Origin of the sequence: Paraburkholderia bannensis NBRC 103871 (genome assembly GCF_000685015.1) — a bacterium.
Lineage (GTDB): Bacteria > Pseudomonadota > Gammaproteobacteria > Burkholderiales > Burkholderiaceae > Paraburkholderia > Paraburkholderia bannensis.
In genome coordinates this window covers 46,435-64,758 of sequence record NZ_BAYA01000029.1, presented here as the reverse complement: position 1 = coordinate 64,758, position 18,324 = coordinate 46,435, and the positions used below count along the sequence as shown (strand labels likewise).

The window sequence follows — 18,324 nt, the reverse complement described above, 5'->3', positions numbered from 1 at the left end:
CAGGCCTAGCCGCCGCGCGAGCCGCCGCCGCTGTGGCTCGACGTGAAGCCGCCGCGTGAAATCGCGCGACCTTCGCTTATCGACACCGATGACGGCGAGCGCCGGAATACCGAGCTGCCCGAACCGAGCGAACTGGATCGCATCGTCAGTGAGGATATCGAACCATGCAACGGGCCGCGCGGTGCGTCCTCGGTTTGCGTGCCGTTGGCGTGATAGACGGTGCCGCCGCGCGTGTAATACGGCCCATACCAGTGGCCCGTGTACGCAAAAAAGGAGGGATGGCCGCCGCTTGATCCTGTGCTGCTCGCGTTGTCTACCGTCGAAGCCGTAGTCGTGCATTCGTGCAATTGAGGCAGCGCCGTGCCGCTGTCGATGGTCGCCGAAGCGGCGACGCCTGTCACCGCCCCAGTATCGGAAGGATCTTTTGCGCCGGGCGCATCGCACACGTAGCCGCAATCCGAAGGCTGATTCCAGTCTGCGAGACACGCGGCCAGCGAATCGTATTTCACGCGTTCGACATCCACGGCGTTGTCGTCGTCGGAATCCGAGCAGCTATGAATCATGACGCCCAGCGCAATCGCGCTGCCCACGCCAATCAGCATGAGTTTGGGTGCGCGCGGTTTCCTGGCCGACGCGGCGACGCGTGCGCTGCTGACACGTTGCGGCGCACCCGACTGGCGTGACGCGCTATTCGCCCCCTTCGCGGCACTCGATTTTTTCTGCCCCACCTTGCTCATCGTTCGTTCCAGTTTCTGATGTTTCTTGTTCGGCTTCTTTAATCGGCTTCTTCATTCGGCCGTGAAGTAATGCGGCACGAACCACGAGGTATTCGACGCGATCAGCGCCGATTGCTCTCGCACGCACATCCCCGCCGGCGCATCGTCGACGATCCAGGCGCCCAGCGTCACGAAGCGCTCGCCTTCGGCCGTCCAGAAGCGCGGGCACGGCATATACGCCTGGTAGACAAAACCTTCCTCGCCATATTGGCCGCCGCGTTCGATCACGCCGTCTGGCGTCGTGAGCGTGACGTTGGCGCCTTCGCGCGACAGCAGCGGCTTTTTTGCATGCGGAACACCAGCGAAACGCGCCGGATCGAAGGTCGTTTCAAGCAGGTTCGGATGGCCCGGGAACAGTTCCCAAAGGATCGGCAAGATGCCCTTGTTCGACAGGATCATTTTCCAGGGCGGTTCGACCCACGCGCAGCGATCCTTGAGCAGCTCCGCGGCGTAATCGGAATTCGCCATCCACTCCCACGGATAGAGCTTGAACATCAGCTCGATCACGCGGCCTTCGAGGTCGATGAACTGCCCGCAGCCGTCGTTGCCGATATCGGGCATCGCCATCAGCTTCACAGACCAGCCCGCCTGCACCGCGGTATCCATCAGATATTCGACGTTGCACACATCTTCCTGGCTGTCGAACATGCAGGCGAAGTGCAGCAACTCCACATGCCGATAGTGCTCGCGCAACAGACGCCAGCGCTCGATCAGCGCTTCGTGCAGGCTATTGAACTGATCGGCTTCGGGGCGCACGTCCTCTTTCCAGAACCACTGCGCGAGACTTGCCTCGATGATCGAGGTGGGCGTGTCGGCGTTGTACTCGAACATCTTCGGCACGCCCAGCGCGTCGAACGTAAAGTCAAAGCGGCCGTAGAGCGTGGGATCGTCGCGCTCCCATGAGCGCGTGATCCACTCGCCCATGGGCGCGGAAATGCCCAGCCGCGCGAAGTCGCGCTTCGTGATGACATGTTCCACGGCGTCCAGGCAACGCTGGTTCAACTCCAGCGCCGCGGCGTAGACACGTTCGACTTCCTGCTCGCTGAAGCGATAAGCCACGTCCTCGCGCCAATAGACGAAGGTGTGGTCATCGACGGGTTGCGGGACATCATGCTCGTCGAGCGAATGGAAGTGAAAGCCAATGGATTCGAGCCGGGCCGGCCAGCCGCGTCGCGGGATTTGTCGGGTTCGTTGCATGAGGTGTGCGAAGAAGCGTCAGGCGGGTTGCGGGTCGCGCAGCGTGACGCCGGGCAGGAAGAATTGGTCGAAGGTCAACGCGCGTACGTCTGACGTTGGACGCCACCGCGTTCGCACGCATTGAATCGGCTCCCAATACGGGCGCGCGCATTGCCAGGTGTCTTCGTCGTCGATTGCATCGGATTCGACCACGCCTTCGTGGGGATGCGCTTCGATCCACCGCATCCCCGCGACGATGCTCGACACCACTTGCAGGCTCGTGGCGTTGTTGCAGGGCGCCAGCATGCGCGTGCGCCCGATCGATAGCGCCGATCCCATCCACACGGCCTCGCCGCGCCCGCTCATCACCAGCACGCCGAGTTCGTCCTCGCCCGCGACGAGTTCGTCCTTGAGGACGCGTTCGCGCCAGATTGAGGCTTGCTCGCCGCCATCCAGCAACGCAAGCGAGGCAATCGCGTCGTCGCATGGCCGGTACGCGTAGTAGACCGTGGGGCGCCAGTGCGTCTTGCCTGTCTTGCCTGTCGCGGCGCTTGCGGGAACCGTGAAGTAGTCCGCGATGGACAGCGATTCGTTGTGAGTGAGAATACAGCCGGTGACTGCGCCACGCAGCGGCGTCCATGTCTGCACAGCGACCTCGTGGCCGCGCTGGGCGAGTTGCACCGCTGCGTGTGCGCCGCCCAGCGTCGTGCCTGAAACACGCGCGCCTTGCGGCAAGCTGCATTCGTGCGAACCCCATCCCATTTCGACGGGCTGCAAACATTCGGTCACGAAACCTTCGACGGACCAGGTGTTGACGAACTCATCGTCGCTGCGCTGACCCGCCGCTCGCTGGGTATCGCATTCGGAAATCTGGATCACCCGCACATCGAGCTCGCACGCAAGCGCAGCCCATTGCTCCCGTGTGCGCGGCGCGTTCGGCTCGTCGTGTTCCAGCACCCTGGCCAGCTCAAGCAAAGCCTGCTTCACCAGCAGCGAAACGAAACCCGGGTTCGCACCATGTGCGACAAGCGCTGTCGGTTGGCCCGCACATTCACGCTGGAGAGCGAGCATCCTTTCGCGCAGCGCGTAGTTACTGGTCGCGTCCGGCGTGTCGCTTTCGAATCCGTATTCCCAGGGCTCGATGCCGGTGTCCAGGTAGAACGCGCCGCGCGACTGCGCAAGCTGAAGCAACGCCGCGCTGCTCACCGCAGGCGCAAGATTCAACAGAAACGCGCCCGTTTGCAGATACGGGGTGAGCACCGCCTCGTAATTGTCTGCATCGACACGGCATTGCAGGAGTTTCACGCCCATTTCGCGGGCACGCATGACGCGTGCAGCATCGGCATGCTGCTCGATCGCGACAATGTGACGATGCGGAAAATGCGTGCGCAATAGCGGCACCACGGCCTGCCCGATATTGCCGAAGCCGACCATGACGACTTGATCCGTGCCAGACATATTCTTGTTGAATTACGAGTTGGAACTTTCTTTTAAGGATTTTTATGCGATTCGGATTAATCCGGCTTATACGCCAAATAACCCCTTCGAATTGGCCGTCGATTGTAATGGCAATAACGAAATCCGCTCAATGGGCATGGCTTTCCCGATTGAGCGAAGATCGTGCTGGATCAAGATTCGGCGACGCGCTCGCCGATGATCCCCTGGCGCCTCACTGCGCCTGCATCATCCCCGACCAGACGATTTCCAGTTCCACGGCAATCGAGCGTGCAAGGCCGTCCAGCCCCGGAAACAGCGACGCATTGGTGATATTCATGCGATACAGCCATTTCATCGCGTCCATGCGGATACGCGCGGGCAGCACGATCTGGTGCAGGAGTTCCTCGTTCGTTTCGTAACCGTCAAGGATCGCCTGCAGGGGCTTGTCGATCACGCCTGGCACGACGAAGGTGCCCGATTGCGCCACCAGCCGGTCGTCCATTTCGGACGGCTCGCCCGACCAGAGAATTTCATTCGTATTGCAGAAGAAATAACGCTCGAAATGACCGGGCGCGCGCGGGTCGATCACGTCGCGCGTGAGCGCCGGATCGGTTTTTGGACGTGCGCGGTTGTTCCATAGCGCGGGCGTATTGAGCGCATAGACCGCTGCGTCGCCGGTCGCGCGTTCGAGCGCGAAAAACGCTGCCACAAAAGGGCTTTTGGTGAAATCGAGCAGACGCGTGGGCGCGCCGTGGTGCTGCATCAGCGCGAGGCAGCGCAAATCGTCGGCGAGGATGTCGGGGTGCGCGAGGAAGTTGTGCGCCTTGCGGCGAAACACGCGGATCGCGCGCTCCTCGCGCGCGCGCCACTGGCTGTGGTCGTCCACGTAATCGCGCATGTAACGCGACAGCGAGCTTTCCAGTCGCCATTGGGCATTCTGTTGCCCGCGAAACGCCCAGCCATCGAGCTGAGTCGTCAGCTCCATGAACTGGTTCCAGTCGGTGAGTTCGGTGGTCTGCATGCGTATGTCTCCGTGCCGCGGCGCGCGCTATTCAATCCCTCCCGCGCGCCGCCATTGCGTCAGACAAACTATCACACCGACCGTTACATCGTGAAGTCCGCGCCGTGTTCGCTTCAGGCGGATTCAGCCAGGTTCACGCGGCGGCGCGGCGCGCGTGCGCCTGCATCGGCACGCGACTCACCCATGCGAGCGCCGCCAGGCTGATCATCGCCGTCAGGATGAGGTAATAGCTCGGCGCGCTCTTGTCGCCGGTCGCGCCCAGCAGCCAGGTGACGATGGCGGGCGTGAAGCCGCCGAACACCGTCACGCCGACGTTGTAGCCAATCGCCATGCCGGTGGCACGCGTGGCGGCCGGGAAGATTTCGGCCATCAGCGCCGGCAGCGCGCCGAAGTAGATCGACTTGAGCAGCGCGAGCCACGCGATCAGCACGAACAGCGGCATCGCGCCCGCCTGCGAGGTCTGCGCGCTCACCCACGCAAAGCCCGGATACGCGGTCAGCGCGAACAGCAGCGCCACGCACGTCATCTGGCGGCGCCGTCCGATGCGATCGGACAGGTGGCCCGCGAACGGCGTCACCACGGTGAGGATCACGCCGCCCACCATCGTCGCCGCGAAGCCGGTGGCCGCGCCCAGTTGCAGGTCGCGGATGGCGAAAGTCGGCACATACTGCAGCAGATAGTTCACCGCCGTCGAAACCGTTAGCAATCCGATAGAAGTGAGCACGAGCTGCTTTTGCCGCGCGAACACTTCGCGCACGGGCGATTCGGTATGCGCGGCGCGCGTGAAATCTTCCGCGTCTTCAATGAAGCGGCGCAGATAGAGACCGACCGGCCCGATCAGCAAGCCGAAGAAGAACGGCAGGCGCCAGCCCCATGCGGCCAGGTCGGCGGCGGGCATCGCCTTGGCCAGGCCGTAGCCGAACGCGGCGGCCAGCAGCGTGGCCAGCCCCTGCGTCGCGAACTGCCAGCTCGCGATAAAGCCGCGCCGGTGCGGCGCGTGTTCGATCAGCATGGCCGTCGACGCGCCAAATTCGCCGCCCGCCGAGAAGCCCTGGATCAGTCGCGCCGCCAGCACCGCGAGCGGCGCGGCCATGCCGATGCTCGCGTAGTCGGGCGTCAGCGCGATGATCGCGGTGCCCAGCATCATCAGGCTCACGGAGAGCATCAGCGCGGCCTTGCGCCCACGCCGGTCGGCATACGCACCCAGCACCATGCCGCCTAGCGGGCGCACCAGATACGACGCGCCGAACGCGCCGAAGGTCAGCAGCAACGAGGCCGTCTCGCTTGCAGCCGGAAAGAAGTGCTTGCCGATAAACACCGCAAAAAAGCCGTAAATCGCGATGTCGAACCATTCAAGCGCATTGCCCGCCGAGGTGGCGACAACGATCTGCGTGAGGCTGGGCCGACGCTTCGGGTGCTGCGCGGTTGCGGGTGTCGGGGTCATGGTGATCTCCTCGTCAGCGTATCGGGCGGGCGGACTAACGTTGCTTGGCCAGGCGCACGGCGTCGGCGCCCAGGTCGTACCAGAGGCCCGCCATCACGGCGAGCGCCTCGCGCGCGACGCTGCCCAGCAGGTGCTCGTTGGGCGCGTGCTGAGCGCAGGCCGGATACGAATGCGGCACCCACAGCGTCGGCAGGCCGAGCGTTTCGGCGAATACGTCGTTGGGCACGGTGCCGCCCAGGTTCGGCAACAGCGCGGGCTTCTTGCCCGTGGTGTCGCGCAGCGAGGCGAGCGCCCAGCGCACCCAGGCGTCGTCGGGGTCGAGCCGCGTGGCGGCGGCGGTCTGCATGACGCGCACCTGCACTTCGCTAAAGCCGAGCCGCGCGAAATGCGCCTCCAGGTGCTCGCCGACACGTGCGTAATCGGTGCCCACGACGAAGCGCAACTGGCAGGTCGCGTGCGCGCGCGGCGGAATCGCGTTGACGGGTGCATCGGGATTGCCGGCCTTGAACGCCAGCACTTCGAGCGTGTTCCAGCCGATCACGCGCTCCGTGGGCGTGAGGCCCGGTTCGCCCCAATCGGCATCGATGGCGGGCGCGTTCTCGTCGCCGCCCAGTTCGATATCGGCGAGCGCGGCACGCACGCTGGCCGGAATCGGCGGCGGGCGCAGCCCCTCGACGGCGATGGCGCCGTGGCGGTCGACAAGACTGGCGATTGCGTGCGAGAGCACGATGGCCGGATTGCGCAGCGCGCCGCCCCAGTTGCCCGAGTGATGCGCGCCTTCGCGCAGGTCGACGCGCAATTCGAACGTCACGCCGCCGCGCGAACCGAGAAAGAGCGTCGGGCGTTCGGCGCTCACGCGCGGGCCGTCCGAGGCGATGAAGACATCGGCGGCCAGCGCCGCGCTTTCGGCCGCGCAGACTTCGTTCAGGCCCGGCGAGCCGATTTCCTCGCCGGTCTCGAAGATCACCTTCACGTTGTAGCCAAGCTTGCCGCCGCGCGCGGCCAGCACCGCCGCGAGCGCCGCGAAGTTCACCGAGTGCTGGCCCTTGTTGTCGGCGGTGCCGCGGCCGTACCAGCGGTCGCCTTCCACGCGCACTTCCCAGGGCTTGAGGCCGTCGCGCCATTGCTCGTCGTAGCCGCGCACCACGTCGCCGTGACCATAGGTCAGGACGGTCGGCAGCGCGGGATCTTCCATGCGTTCGGCGACCAGGAACGGCGCGCGCGCGTTGACCGGGTTCGCGGCCACGCGGCTCGTGAAGCCCAGCTTCGCGAGCGCGGGGGCGATTTCGTCGCTCAGATAGGCGGCGAGCGCGTCGGCCTGCGCCGGGTTCTGGCTCTCCGAGCGAAACGCCACGCGGCGTTCGAGGTCGCGCAGGAAGTCGCCGGAATCGAAGTGCGCCAGCGCGGCGGCGATGGCCTGCTCACGCGGCGCGACGTCGGTCTGAGGGGCGAGTCGCTCGCGGGATTCGGGGGTTTCGGGGGCGTTCATCGATGGCTCCATTCGTCTTGTGTCGTGCAGTTACCGCGGAATGAACCCAGTCTATGAACGCCAAAAATTCGCAACAATTTCAAATTTTGCGGATAGCATTGCCAAAACGGCAACGCACAACCCTGGAGGCGACCACACCATGCTGCACGGCATCGCCCTGCGCTACTTCGTCGAAGTCGCCCGTACCGGCTCGCTCGCGGCGGCTTCGCAGACGCTGCATGTGGCCGTTTCGGCCATCAGCCGCCAGATCGCCAGGCTTGAGGAGGACGTCGGCACGCCATTGTTCGAGCGCATGCCGCGCGGCATGGTGCTGACCGAATCGGGCGAGCGCCTGGTTACGCATGCACGCCGCGCGCTGCTCGAAGCCGATGCGGTGCTCGCGGAAATCGCCGCCGGCAAGGCGCTCGGGCGCGGCATCGTGCGCGTGGGCTGCACCGAGGGCTTCACGCGCTCGTTCCTGCCGAGCGTCCTCGCGCGCCATCACGCCGCCGTGCCGCACGTCAATTTCATGCTGCGCGCTGGCACGCCCGCGCAAGTCGAGCATTGGGTCGCCTCGGGCGAAGTCGATCTGGGCGTGTCGTTCTCGGGCGGCGATCCGGCGAAGGTCAGTGTCGAATACAGCGCGCAGGCCAGCGTCTGCGCGCTGCTCGAAGCGGGGCATCCACTCGCGCACAAAGCCGCGCTCACGCTGGCGGATCTCGCCGCGTATCCCGTCGCGCTGCTTGAGCGAGGCAACACGGCGCGTCAGTTGATCGACGCGTGCTGTGCACGCCAGGGCATTGAGCTGAACGCCATTCTCACGAGCAATAATTCGAGCGCGCTGCATGCGTTCGCAGCGCTGGCGGGGGCGATCACGCTGGGCAGCCGGCTGTCGCTGGCGGGCTTGACGAAGCGCGCCGATGAACTCGCGCTCGTCGCCCGCCCCATCGACGAGCCCGAGCTGCGCCAGCGCCGCCTCTTTGTCACGACGATGCGCGAGCGGCGGTTGTCGTCGGCCATCGAGAGCGTGCTCAAGGCGCTGGTCGAGGCCATCGACGCGTGCGCGCTGGGCGAAAGCGTGGACTGAGCGCGGGCGCGCACTATACTCGAACGATGCCCGAAGACGCCTAAGCAGCGCGATAACAGCACTACGACAGCACTACGACAGCGCTACGTCAGCGCTACAAGCGCGCGCCCATCCTGCCCCGCGAGGCCACTATGCCAACGAATACACCAACAGGCCGCCTGGAGCAGAACGGCCAGCCCGTTCATGACGGCCAGATCATCGTCCTGAGCGGGCCGCCCGGTAGCGGCAAGACGTCGGTGGCCAGGGCGCTCGTGCCGTTGCTGCCCCAACCCGTCGCCTGGATCGAAGGCGACCGCTTCTGGAAGTTCATCGTCAAGCCTGACGCGCGCGAGCGCCACGAGAACTTTCGCATCCTGATCCGGTCGATGACGGCGGCCTGCATGCCGTTTGCGCGCTCGGGCTTTCATGTCGTGCTCGACTTTTCGGTACCGCCCGCGATGCTCGACACGCTGCGCGCGATCGTCAAGGACATCCCGCTTCATTACGTGCTGCTGCGTCCCAGTGTGGAGACCTGCGCGCTGCGTGCGTCCGGACGCGATGCCGGCAAGATCGCCGACTACGAAACCCTGCGTGGCTTCTATACGCTTTTCACCGGCGAACGCGAAGGCGCGGGCGACGCGCTCAGCGACGACAGCGCGGCACCCACGACACACGCCGCCGAAATCGTCAGCGGATTGGCTGCGGGACGGTTCAAGCGTTAACATTCCGTTGCGCGCGCAACGTCTTTTCGCATAAACATCAGACGAATAACCCGCGATAAAACGCAATCAGCGTCCCAATCCCGCTTCACACACCTTCAGTTCCCCGCGTCCCGCGCCGATAAACATGGCGGGAAAGGCGGCAACGTACCGTCTTGCGCCATCAACCACGGCTGGCCGCGCGCGCGGCCGCCGGGCTCAGAGGAAACGGAGAACGTGAAGCGACTGTCGTTGAATCAAAAGGCGTGGAGCATCGTCGCGCTGCTGTGGATCGCCCTCGTGGTACTGGTCGTGGTCAATGCGGTCATGACGCGCGTGGGCATGCTCGAAGACCGCAAGGCCACGCTCGCGCAGGAGACGCAGACCGCGCTTGGCGTGGTCGGGTTCTATCAGAAGGAAGCCTCGCAGGGCCATCTTTCCGCCGACGACGCGAAGCGTCAGGCCATCGCCACGCTGCGCGGCCTGCGCTACGGTGCTGACCAGAGCGGCTATTTCGGCATCTACGATAGCGCCGCCACGGCGGTGCTGGTGCCGCCCAAGCCCGAACTCGAAGGCAAGAGCCAGGCCGACATGGTCGATTCCAACGGTACGCATATCGCCCAGGAAATCGTCAGGAGCTCGTCGCCGGGCGGCGACCACGTCAGCAGCTATGTGTGGCCGAAGCCGGGTCACAGCAGCCCTGTCGAAAAGATCACCTATGCGGTGGTCGTGCCCGACTGGGACTGGCATCTGTTCACGGGCGTCTATGTCGACGATATCGACGATGCGTTCTACAGCGCGTTGATGCGCAATCTCGTGCTCGTGGCGCTGATTGGCGTGGCGCTCACGCTCGGCATGTTCTGGCTGATTCGCAGCATCCGCACGAGCCTGGGCGGCGAGCCCGACTATGCCGCCGATATCTGCGAGCGCATCGCAGCAGGCGACCTCACGGCGCAGGTGCGCGTCGCCCCCGGCGACGATCGCAGCCTGCTGCACGCGATGAGCCAGATGCAGCGCCAGCTTGTCGATACGGTGCAGCGCATCCAGGTTTCCGCCGAATCGATCACGACCGGCGCGCAGCAGATCGCAGCGGGCAACCAGGATCTGTCCTCACGCACCGAAGAACAAGCGGCCTCGCTGGAAGAAACCGCGGCGAGCATGGAGCAGTTCACGGCCGCCGTGAAGCACAACACCGACAACGCGCGCCAGGGCAACACGCTGGCCGTCAATGCCTCCGATGTGGCCGCGCGCGGCGGCGAGGTCGTGCGCCGCGTGGTGACGACGATGCACGGCATCGCCGAGACCTCGGAGCGTGTGGAGCAGATCATCGGCGTGATCGACGGCATCGCGTTCCAGACCAATATTCTCGCGCTCAACGCCGCTGTCGAAGCGGCGCGGGCGGGCGAACAGGGCCGCGGCTTCGCCGTGGTGGCCGGCGAAGTGCGTACGCTCGCGCAGCGCAGCGCGAGCGCCGCAAAAGAGATCAAGGACTTGATCGGGCAGTCGGTGACGCAGGTGGCCGAAGGCTCGAAGCTCGTCGACGAAGCGGGCGCGACCATCGATGAAGTCGTGCAGTCCGCAAGACGGGTTGCCGACCTGATGGGCGAGATCGCAGCCGCCTCGGAGGAACAGCACACCGGCATCGAGCAGGTCAATCGCGCCGTTGCGCAGATGGATGAAGTGACGCAGCAGAATGCGGCGCTGGTGGAGGAGGCTTCGGCGGCGGCGCAGTCGATGGCCACGCAGTCGGGCGGCCTGCGCGAGGTGGTGTCGGTGTTCCGGATCGGCTCGCAGCAGGCCGCGCCTGTGCAAGCCGTGCGCCAGGCCCAGGCGGCGCAGCCCGTCGCCGCCAGAACCTTCAAGCAGGAAAAGCGCGCTGCGCCAGCGGCACGCAAAACCACGCCCAAAGCTGCACCTAAAACGCCAGCCCCAGCCCCCTCGCCCGTGCTCGCGACAGCAGGCAGCGACCAGGACTGGGAAACGTTCTGATGAACTGATGATCTGATGAAAAAAGGCACCCTCGGGTGCCTTTTTTATGTCCTGAAAACGCTTTAACTCAAGCGGTTTGTTGCGTGCGCAACCACTTCGCATAGGTCACGAGGTCAGGCTCCAGCTCGACGCCTTCAAGGCGCGTCCAGCTCGTGTAGATATCCTGCGAGTCCGGCACCTGCTGCGGCACTGCGAACTCCACGCGCGCCATGCCCGGACGATACGCCTCGTTCGGCCAGAACACCGGCATGATGCGGCGCCCTTCCATTTCGTCGCGCAAGGCGGCCGGGCCGCCTTCGTCCGTCACCACGTCGCATTGCGCATCCCAGTCGTGCGCATCCCACGCGAGAAACACGCCTGCGTTGCCTGCCGCATCGAAAGTCAGCACCGCGTTCTGCTCGGGCCGCCAGTAGTATTCGACGATGCGTTCGCGCTGCGCGAGCGTCTGCAGCACGTCGGTCGTGCGCCGGTCGGCGTAGACCGCGCCCACGCCATGCACGCCGATATGGCCGTACTGCGCGCAGAACTTCTGCTGCGCGTTGGCCAGCGCCTGGGCGAGCTTGCGCGTCATCTGCGGGTCGGACTTCTTCACGTAGAAGTGAATCAGCCCCGCGTTGAAAGCGTCCACGGCATGCGACTCGTCGGCGGTGCCGGTGAGCAGGATGCGCGTGCAGTTGGTGTCCTTCACGGACGCCAGGAACTCCAGGCCGTCCTGGCCGGGCATGTCGTAGTCCACCACGATGGCGGCCACGTCCTCGAAGCGCGCGGCGTTGGCCAGCGCGTCCTGGCCCAACGCATTGCCGCCCTTCTTTTCGAACTCCGACCACGCCGCGCCCGACATCGGGCTCAGGCGCGAACCGCGCTCGCTCGCGGTTTCGATGAACGCGCGCGCCTCGTCCTGCGAGGTGAAGAAATGATGCGTGGGCGCATGCGGGAAAAGACCACGCAGTGCGTGGAGAAAATCCGCACTGTCGTCGAGAAAGACCACGGATACGGGGTAAAAAACCGGCTGCCTGACGATCGAACTCATGTATATGCCTCGGTGCTAGCGACTGCCTGCAAAACGATTGACCCAGATGACCCGATTGGCGGGTTAAAGCAAGGGTTCACACAAACCGCATCGCAACGCCATCGCTGCCAGATTATGCGGCCTCGTGCAAGGCTCGGCAACCGTTGCGCCGTGACTGTTGCATGCGATGGCAGTCACGGCGCATGGCGCGCGAGGGTGTGAAGCCGCGGTTAAGTCGATATGCATTTCATGCTGCGTCTGTGCGCAATCTTCGCGAAAACTATGCGTAATACATGGGCAATTTGCGCGAAATCGTTTGCGAGCACGCGCCGTGCCACAGTGCGGCGCGCGCGGTATTTTCAGCCAGCCAACACGCACAGAATTGGGGGCATGTCTTCATCCACTGAAGGCATGCGCGGCCCCGCCAGCGGCCATTTTCATCTGGAGTTCATGCAATGAACGCACGTGAATCGATCCCCGCAGTGCTGTCCCGTGGCGCCAACGGCTTTGCCGACGAAATCCTGGCAGCCACCCCGCCCAAAACCTTTCACCATGTCATCGACATTTACCTCAAGGACTCCAATGCCTTCATGAACACGTACTTCGCCCGCTATTTCGAGTGGCAGGGCATTTGCCGCGAACGCTGGTTCCACGAGTGCATCCATAACAACCTGCTCGCGGCAGGCGGCGTCTTCGTCACGAAGCGCGCGCACCAGGAATATGTGCAAGAGACGTTTCCGTTCCAGCGCGTCGATTGCTACTTGAACACCTTCCAGGTGCGGCAATGCTCGGCTTATCTCGTGTTCCGCTTTTGCGTGGACGGGCGGCCCGTTTCGCTCGGCTACCAGCAGATTCTCTTTGCCGGTACCGACAAGCGGATTCGCCGTTTCCCGCCGGGGATCATCGAGCGCGTCAAGGAATACGAAATCGTGCTGCCCGCTGCCGCCGTCTAAGGCTCCAGCGTGAACGCCGAACAAGACGCACATCCTGGGACGAATCCCGGCACCTGTTGAACCGTTGATGGCTCGTATTCGTGTGTAGCTGAAGCCAATAACCGAGGGCCGAAGTCCGGGTGGGCTCACCGCCCGCCCGGCTCATCGCGCCAGACACCGTGCCGCTTCAACCCGCGTAGTCCTGCCCCGCCGCCCAGCGGCGGGGCTTGCCCGGGCCGTCCTGGAGCGCGCGATCCGCCGCGGAACCCGGCTCCGGCAGATAGAGCGTGAAGGTCGTGGCGACGCCCGGCACCGATTCGCAGGCAATCGCGCCGCCCAGCGCATCGGCCACGCGGCGGCAGAACGCGAGGCCCATGCCCGAGCCCTTGCCATGCGATTTGGTCGAATAGAACGGCTCGAAGATGCGCGGCAGGACGTCGGCGGCAATGCCTGGCCCGGTGTCGGTAAAACGCAGCACGCAATAGCCCGCTTCGCTCGCCGTTTCGATTTCGACACGGCCCTTGCCTGCTGCATTGATCGCAAAGAGCGCGTTCTTGAGCAGGTTGAAGAGCACGAAGACCACCAGCGAATCGGAGCCGGAAAAGCACAGTTGCGGATCGATCGGCTGCACCTTGACGAGCTCGCGCTCGCCCGAGCGAAACGGAAAACGTTCGAGCGCCGCGTTCACGCAGGAGCGGATCGGGTAGGCCTCGAAGCTGCGCCGGTCGAGCCGGTCGAGCGTGAACGACGCCAGCGACATTTCGACCACGGTGCTGGTGCTGTCGACCTGGCGCCGGATCGACGTCGCCAGCGACGACAGCCGCTCCGATTGCCCCGGATAGAGACCGTCCACGCAAAGCTGATGCTGCACGGCGAGCTGGTAGCCGCGCATGAGTTCGGGCAGCACGTTGCCGATCTCCTCGGCGTGCATGCCGATGGCCGCCAGCGGCGTGGCCACTTCGTGCGCGACGGTCGCGGCGATCAGGTACGGGCGCATCAGGCCATAGCGCACGATGGTGACGGCAAGAATCCCCAAGCTCACGGCGATGAACACCGCGCCCACCGGGTAGAACGCGACGCCGTAATTCACCGCGTAATCGGTCGCGGCCACGCCGTAAATCGCGAGGCTCAGCAGGCACAGATCGAGCAGGCGGCGACGGTCGCGCGCCTGGGTCTGGCCGCGCGCGACGAACAGCACCCAGCCGCTGCGCATCGCCAGCAGCACCGTCTGCGCGACGTGCACCGGATGCAGCAGCCCCGCATGCGGGTACTTGCCGAAGAAGAACGCGCCATAGCCCGCCACCACTTCGTCGCTTACGACCAGCAGCATCGCAAGCACGCCGCTCAGGCCGTAGGACGCCAGCAGGAACGGCCGTTCGCTGCGCCGCGCGCTGACCTCGATGTTGAAGTGGTAGTAGGTCGTCGGCAGGAACAGGATGAAGAGATAGCCGAACTTGACGAGAACGTCGGCCAGTTCGGTGTCGCTGGTCTGGAACAGGAAGGCCCAGGTGCCCTGCCAGACGAAGGTGGTCGCGCACATCAGTGCGAACGGCACCGAAAGGCGCGAGACGCCTTCCGTCAGGAGTACGTACACGCCAAATCCCAAAAATAAGGCGGATACGAACGCGGGCAAGATCGAATACATAGTGTGTCGCGTGGATTCTTGTATTTACGTCCCGATGCGTGGCGTCGGCGCACCGGCTCTCCCTGCTGGTCTGCGGCGCCCTGGCGCCAGATCTTCCCGCGCGCAACCTTCGCGCCCGCGTTCCGCAGCATCCCGGGTGACCCAGGTGCCCAGTCGGTCATGCGGGCCGGAATGCGGCTTGAGTAGCGAGATCGTGCCGCATGCCCGGAATCAGGGCGTCCCCGTGCGGCTTGTGTCCTGTTTCGTGGTTCTTTTGCTTCGTTTTTGCTTCGTTTTTGCTTCGCTTTTGCTGTGCCAATCCGGCGGATTGCGCATGCGGTCTGCATTGCCTGTACGGCCGTGCCATTCCATGGGCGCGATTATCGCCGGGATCGCGCTTGCCCGTTCGAAAAATTACCCGCCATGCGCGCTTTAATGCGTGACGAATCGGTGCCGTGAAGCTATCCGCATACCGGGGTCAGATCGAGGTCTGAGCCGCCCCGCCAAAGCGCCGCCGATATTCGGCCGGCGACACGCCCACATGCTTGATGAAGGCGCGCCGCAAGGTGTCGGCGTTTGCAAACCCGCAGCGCGCGGCCACGCGTTTGGGCGCCTCGGCTTGCGCCTCCAGCAATGCGCGCGCCGCGTCGACGCGCACGGCCTCCACCCAGGCGGCGGGCGTGAGCCCGACCTCGGCCTGGAACAGGCGCGCGAAGTGGCGCGGGCTCAGGCCCACGCGTTCGGCCAGTTCCGGCACGCGATGCGCGAGCGCCGGATTCGCGGCCACCCAGCGCTGCACCTCCTGGAGCGCCGAGCGCCCCGCCGGGCGCGTTTCGCCCTTGCGGCTGAACTGCAACTGGCCGCCCGGACGCTTGAAGAACATCACGAGCTGGCTGGCGACCTGCATGGCGATCTCGCGGCCCAGGTCTTCCTCGACGAGCGCGAGCGCCAGATCGAGCCCCGCCGTGACGCCTGCCGCCGTGCGCAGCTTGCCGTCGCGCACGTACAGCGAATCCGCTTCGATGGAGACGGTTGGGCACGCCTGGGCGAGCGCCTCGACCGACGCCCAGTGCGTGGTGAGCCGCCGCCGCTCCAGCAGGCCGCTCGCGGCCAGCGCAAACGCCCCCGTGCACACCGAGCCGAAGCGCCGCGCGCGCGCCGCCGTGGCGCGCAGCCAGTCGATCACGCGCGGCGACAGCTGGGCCGTGGCGGCGTCGGGCGCACCGGCCACCAGCAGCGTGTCGATGCGCTCCTGGGCGCGTTCGGGCGATGCCTTTCCGGCGACTTCGTCCGGCAGCAGCCGCACGCCGGACGAGCTGCGGATCGGCCCCGGACGGCAGGCGACGACGCGCAGGTCATAGACGGTGCGACCGGCTTCGATATTGGCCTGCGCGAAGACATCGAGCGGGCCGCTCACATCGAGCAGTTGCACGCCAGGCAACGCGAGGATGGCGACGATTTTCGGCATGGAATCGGGCTCCGTTTCGTGGGCGGCGCCGCGCTTTCGGCACGTGTCTGGCGGATGTCCGGCTGATGGCCGGATTAAGCGCGAAATGGCAGAATTCGACGTACCCAGTCGATATTGGACAATGCTAGCACAAGCCAGAATAGACTCCATTCCCCCGACGGAGTCTTGCCATGAGCCTCGATCTTTCCGGTATTGCCCTTCCCCGTATTCCCGATAGCCAGCTCGCGCGCGAAATCACCGAGTTCGTTCGCGACACCGAATCGCCGCTGCTGTTCCATCATTCGAGCCGCGTTTTCTACTTCGGCGCGATGGCCGGCCAGCAGCGCGGCCTGAAGTTCGATCCCGAGCTGCTCTACGCGGGCGCAATGTTCCACGACGTCGGCCTGATGCATTCGCACAGCAGCGAGCACGAGCGCTTCGAAGTGGACGGCGCGAATGCGGCCCGCGATTTCCTGCGCGCACGCGGCATTGCGCAGCACGACCTCGACCTGGTCTGGACGGCGATCGCGCTTCATACCACGCCAGGGATTCCCCAGCATATGCATCCGGTCATTGCGCTGGTGACGGCAGGCGTGGAGATGGACGTGCTGGGTCTCACGTATCACGAGTACAGCGACGCGCAGCGTGAAGCCGTCGTGCACGCGCATCCCCGCACCGAGCACTTCAAGGAAGACATCATCCAGGCGTTCTACGATGGCATTCACCATAAGCCCGCGACGACATTCGGCAACGTGAAGGCCGACGTGCTCGCCGACAAGGATCCGCACTTCCATGCGGGCAACTTTTGCAGCGTGATCAGGAACTCGGCCTGGAAGGGTTGAGGCGACGATCCCCAGGCAATAAAAAAGCGCGCCGTTTTTTACGGCGCGCTTTTGATTCGGACTTCGATGTTTTCTGGTCTAGCTACCCTTTTCAATTCACCAGCGTCGCCCCCACACGCCCCTGCCGCCGCGCAATCACCATCGCCAGCACCGCGCACGCCGCCAGCATGGCGAACGCAAAGCCCGCCACCGAAGGCCATTGGCCGTTCTGCCAGAACCAGCCGCCCCACGAACCGAGCACGCTCGAACCCAGGTAATACGCGAGCAGATAAAGCGACGTGGCATGGCCTTTCGCGCCATCGGCAAGCTGGCCCACCCAGCCGCTCGCGACCGAATGCGTCGTGAAAAATCCCACCGTCAGCACGACAATGCCGAGCACCACGGGCACCAGCGCATGCGAGAGCGTCAGTGCCAGCCCCAGCGCCGCGACGATCACGCCGCCGAGCAGCACAGGCCCGCGTCCGCAGCGATCCGCGAGCGCGCCCGCCGCCGTTGCAGCGACGATACCGAACAGATACGCGCAGAAAATCAGGCCCGTTTGCGTCGAGCTCAGGTCGAACGGCGGCAGCAGCAGCCGGAAGCCCGCGTAGTTGTAGATCGTCACGAAGAAACCCATCGCAAGGCACCCTGTCGCGAACACGGCGGGCAAGGTCGGCGCACCGAGATGCTTGCGCCACAGCGCGATGTGATGCGCGGGGTTGAGGCTCGCGCGGCGCACGAAATTGCGCGAGACCGGCAGCAGCACGAAGAACGCCACCGCCGCTGCAATATCGATCACGCCGATGGTCAGCATGGCCGTGCGCCACGACAGATGCTCGCTGAGCCAGCTCATGCCCACGCGTCCCACCATGCCGCCAAACGCGGTGCCGCCGACATAGAGCCCCATCGCGAAGCCCAGCCCGGCAGCCGAGATTTCTTCGGCGAGATAGGCCATGGCCACGGCGGGCACGCCGCCCAGCGCGAACCCTTCCAGCGCACGCGCGACCAGGATGCCGTGCCAGCCCGGTTCGAGCGCCGCCAGCACGTTGAACAGCGCGGCGAGCGTCATCGACGCGAAGATCAAGCCGCGCCGCCCGACGCGCTCCGAAAGCGCGCCCGCGCACAGGATCGATACGGCGAGAAAGCCCGTGGACAGCGACAGCGCGAGCGAGCTTTGCGCCGCGCCAATGTGAAACTCTTCTGCGAAGACGGGCAGCAGCGGCTGCACGCAATACAGCAAGGAGAACGTAGCAAAACCGGCCAGGAACAGCGCGATGCTGATGCGCCGGTAAGCGGCGGAGCCGGGACTGACGCCCACGGCGGAAAACACAGGACTTGCGGTACTCATGACAACAGCGCCTCGTGGACAATGCAATGACGAGTCAAATTGTCCTGCCACGCCGCTATACTGTCCAA

General features: G+C 64.9%; 15 protein-coding genes. 5 read left to right on the top strand and 10 right to left on the bottom strand.

Annotated features, from left to right (window positions below; translation table 11 throughout):
- Positions 1 to 5: 5 nt before the first annotated feature.
- From BBA01S_RS31155 to BBA01S_RS31125, 6 genes are all read right to left on the bottom strand, one after another.
- Complete coding sequence (locus BBA01S_RS31155; RefSeq protein ID WP_156966142.1) at positions 6 to 737, bottom strand: hypothetical protein; 732 nt, start codon at positions 735 to 737, stop codon at positions 6 to 8.
- A gap of 51 nt (positions 738 to 788) precedes the next feature.
- Positions 789 to 1,973 (bottom strand): glutathionylspermidine synthase family protein, encoded by a 1,185-nt coding sequence (locus BBA01S_RS31145; protein ID WP_027819866.1) that lies wholly within the window; start codon positions 1,971 to 1,973, stop codon positions 789 to 791.
- 18 nt (positions 1,974 to 1,991) lie between these two features.
- Positions 1,992 to 3,410 (bottom strand): saccharopine dehydrogenase NADP-binding domain-containing protein, encoded by a 1,419-nt coding sequence (locus BBA01S_RS43540; protein WP_042298196.1) that lies wholly within the window; start codon positions 3,408 to 3,410, stop codon positions 1,992 to 1,994.
- A 211-nt stretch (positions 3,411 to 3,621) separates the two neighbouring features.
- Positions 3,622 to 4,410, bottom strand: coding sequence for an FRG domain-containing protein (locus BBA01S_RS31135; RefSeq protein ID WP_027819865.1), 789 nt, complete (start codon positions 4,408 to 4,410; stop codon positions 3,622 to 3,624).
- A 133-nt stretch (positions 4,411 to 4,543) separates the two neighbouring features.
- Complete coding sequence (locus BBA01S_RS43535) at positions 4,544 to 5,854, bottom strand: MFS transporter (RefSeq protein ID WP_042298195.1); 1,311 nt, start codon at positions 5,852 to 5,854, stop codon at positions 4,544 to 4,546.
- Between the two features lie 34 nt (positions 5,855 to 5,888).
- Positions 5,889 to 7,343: a M20 family metallopeptidase gene (locus BBA01S_RS31125; RefSeq protein WP_084162670.1), complete on the bottom strand. Its 1,455-nt coding sequence runs from the start codon at positions 7,341 to 7,343 to the stop codon at positions 5,889 to 5,891.
- Between the two features lie 139 nt (positions 7,344 to 7,482).
- Here BBA01S_RS31125 and BBA01S_RS31120 point away from each other — a divergent pair, with 139 nt between their 5' ends.
- From BBA01S_RS31120 to BBA01S_RS31110, 3 genes are all read left to right on the top strand, one after another.
- A complete protein-coding gene (locus BBA01S_RS31120) occupies positions 7,483 to 8,409 on the top strand; it encodes a LysR family transcriptional regulator (protein WP_027819863.1) in 927 nt (308 codons plus the stop codon).
- Positions 8,410 to 8,540: 131 nt separating this feature from the next.
- Complete coding sequence (locus BBA01S_RS45330) at positions 8,541 to 9,110, top strand: phosphotransferase-like protein (protein ID WP_052391973.1); 570 nt, start codon at positions 8,541 to 8,543, stop codon at positions 9,108 to 9,110.
- 213 nt (positions 9,111 to 9,323) lie between these two features.
- Positions 9,324 to 11,075 carry a methyl-accepting chemotaxis protein gene (locus BBA01S_RS31110; protein ID WP_027819862.1) on the top strand — a complete coding sequence of 584 codons (1,752 nt, stop codon included), beginning with the start codon at positions 9,324 to 9,326 and terminating at the stop codon, positions 11,073 to 11,075.
- Positions 11,076 to 11,142: 67 nt separating this feature from the next.
- On the opposite strand, the gene BBA01S_RS31105 is transcribed toward BBA01S_RS31110, so the two are convergent.
- On the bottom strand, positions 11,143 to 12,105 hold the full coding sequence (locus tag BBA01S_RS31105) for a response regulator (protein ID WP_027819861.1): 963 nt from the start codon (positions 12,103 to 12,105) through the stop codon (positions 11,143 to 11,145).
- A gap of 434 nt (positions 12,106 to 12,539) precedes the next feature.
- Here BBA01S_RS31105 and BBA01S_RS31100 point away from each other — a divergent pair, with 434 nt between their 5' ends.
- Positions 12,540 to 13,037 carry an acyl-CoA thioesterase gene (locus BBA01S_RS31100; protein WP_027819860.1) on the top strand — a complete coding sequence of 166 codons (498 nt, stop codon included), beginning with the start codon at positions 12,540 to 12,542 and terminating at the stop codon, positions 13,035 to 13,037.
- Between the two features lie 166 nt (positions 13,038 to 13,203).
- Here BBA01S_RS31100 and BBA01S_RS31095 read toward each other — a convergent pair whose 3' ends face one another.
- Both BBA01S_RS31095 and BBA01S_RS31090 read right to left on the bottom strand, forming a co-directional pair.
- Entirely contained in the window at positions 13,204 to 14,661 is a 1,458-nt protein-coding gene (locus BBA01S_RS31095) for a sensor histidine kinase (RefSeq protein ID WP_027819859.1), read from the bottom strand.
- Positions 14,662 to 15,118: 457 nt separating this feature from the next.
- Positions 15,119 to 16,108, bottom strand: coding sequence for a GlxA family transcriptional regulator (locus BBA01S_RS31090; protein WP_027819858.1), 990 nt, complete (start codon positions 16,106 to 16,108; stop codon positions 15,119 to 15,121).
- A 170-nt stretch (positions 16,109 to 16,278) separates the two neighbouring features.
- Between BBA01S_RS31090 and BBA01S_RS31085 the strand changes: the two genes are divergently transcribed.
- Entirely contained in the window at positions 16,279 to 16,929 is a 651-nt protein-coding gene (locus BBA01S_RS31085; protein ID WP_027819857.1) for an HD domain-containing protein, read from the top strand.
- 91 nt (positions 16,930 to 17,020) lie between these two features.
- On the opposite strand, the gene BBA01S_RS31080 is transcribed toward BBA01S_RS31085, so the two are convergent.
- Entirely contained in the window at positions 17,021 to 18,256 is a 1,236-nt protein-coding gene (locus BBA01S_RS31080) for an MFS transporter (protein WP_042298194.1), read from the bottom strand.
- Between the last annotated feature and the right edge of the window lie 68 nt (positions 18,257 to 18,324).

Bases quoted from the DNA above. Each gene is read 5' to 3' on its own strand.
- BBA01S_RS31095 (WP_027819859.1), bottom strand. From the start codon at position 14,661: ATGTATTCGATCTTGCCCGCGTTCGTATCCGCCTTATTTTTGGGATTT.
- BBA01S_RS43540 (WP_042298196.1), bottom strand. From the start codon at position 3,410: ATGTCTGGCACGGATCAAGTCGTCATGGTCGGCTTCGGCAATATCGGG.
- BBA01S_RS31125 (WP_084162670.1), bottom strand. From the start codon at position 7,343: ATGAACGCCCCCGAAACCCCCGAATCCCGCGAGCGACTCGCCCCTCAG.
- BBA01S_RS31120 (WP_027819863.1), top strand. From the start codon at position 7,483: ATGCTGCACGGCATCGCCCTGCGCTACTTCGTCGAAGTCGCCCGTACC.
- BBA01S_RS31085 (WP_027819857.1), top strand. From the start codon at position 16,279: ATGAGCCTCGATCTTTCCGGTATTGCCCTTCCCCGTATTCCCGATAGC.
- BBA01S_RS43535 (WP_042298195.1), bottom strand. From the start codon at position 5,854: ATGACCCCGACACCCGCAACCGCGCAGCACCCGAAGCGTCGGCCCAGC.
- BBA01S_RS31090 (WP_027819858.1), bottom strand. From the start codon at position 16,108: ATGCCGAAAATCGTCGCCATCCTCGCGTTGCCTGGCGTGCAACTGCTC.
- BBA01S_RS31105 (WP_027819861.1), bottom strand. From the start codon at position 12,105: ATGAGTTCGATCGTCAGGCAGCCGGTTTTTTACCCCGTATCCGTGGTC.
- BBA01S_RS31155 (WP_156966142.1), bottom strand. From the start codon at position 737: ATGAGCAAGGTGGGGCAGAAAAAATCGAGTGCCGCGAAGGGGGCGAAT.
- BBA01S_RS31100 (WP_027819860.1), top strand. From the start codon at position 12,540: ATGAACGCACGTGAATCGATCCCCGCAGTGCTGTCCCGTGGCGCCAAC.
- BBA01S_RS31145 (WP_027819866.1), bottom strand. From the start codon at position 1,973: ATGCAACGAACCCGACAAATCCCGCGACGCGGCTGGCCGGCCCGGCTC.
- BBA01S_RS45330 (WP_052391973.1), top strand. From the start codon at position 8,541: ATGCCAACGAATACACCAACAGGCCGCCTGGAGCAGAACGGCCAGCCC.
- BBA01S_RS31080 (WP_042298194.1), bottom strand. From the start codon at position 18,256: ATGAGTACCGCAAGTCCTGTGTTTTCCGCCGTGGGCGTCAGTCCCGGC.
- BBA01S_RS31135 (WP_027819865.1), bottom strand. From the start codon at position 4,410: ATGCAGACCACCGAACTCACCGACTGGAACCAGTTCATGGAGCTGACG.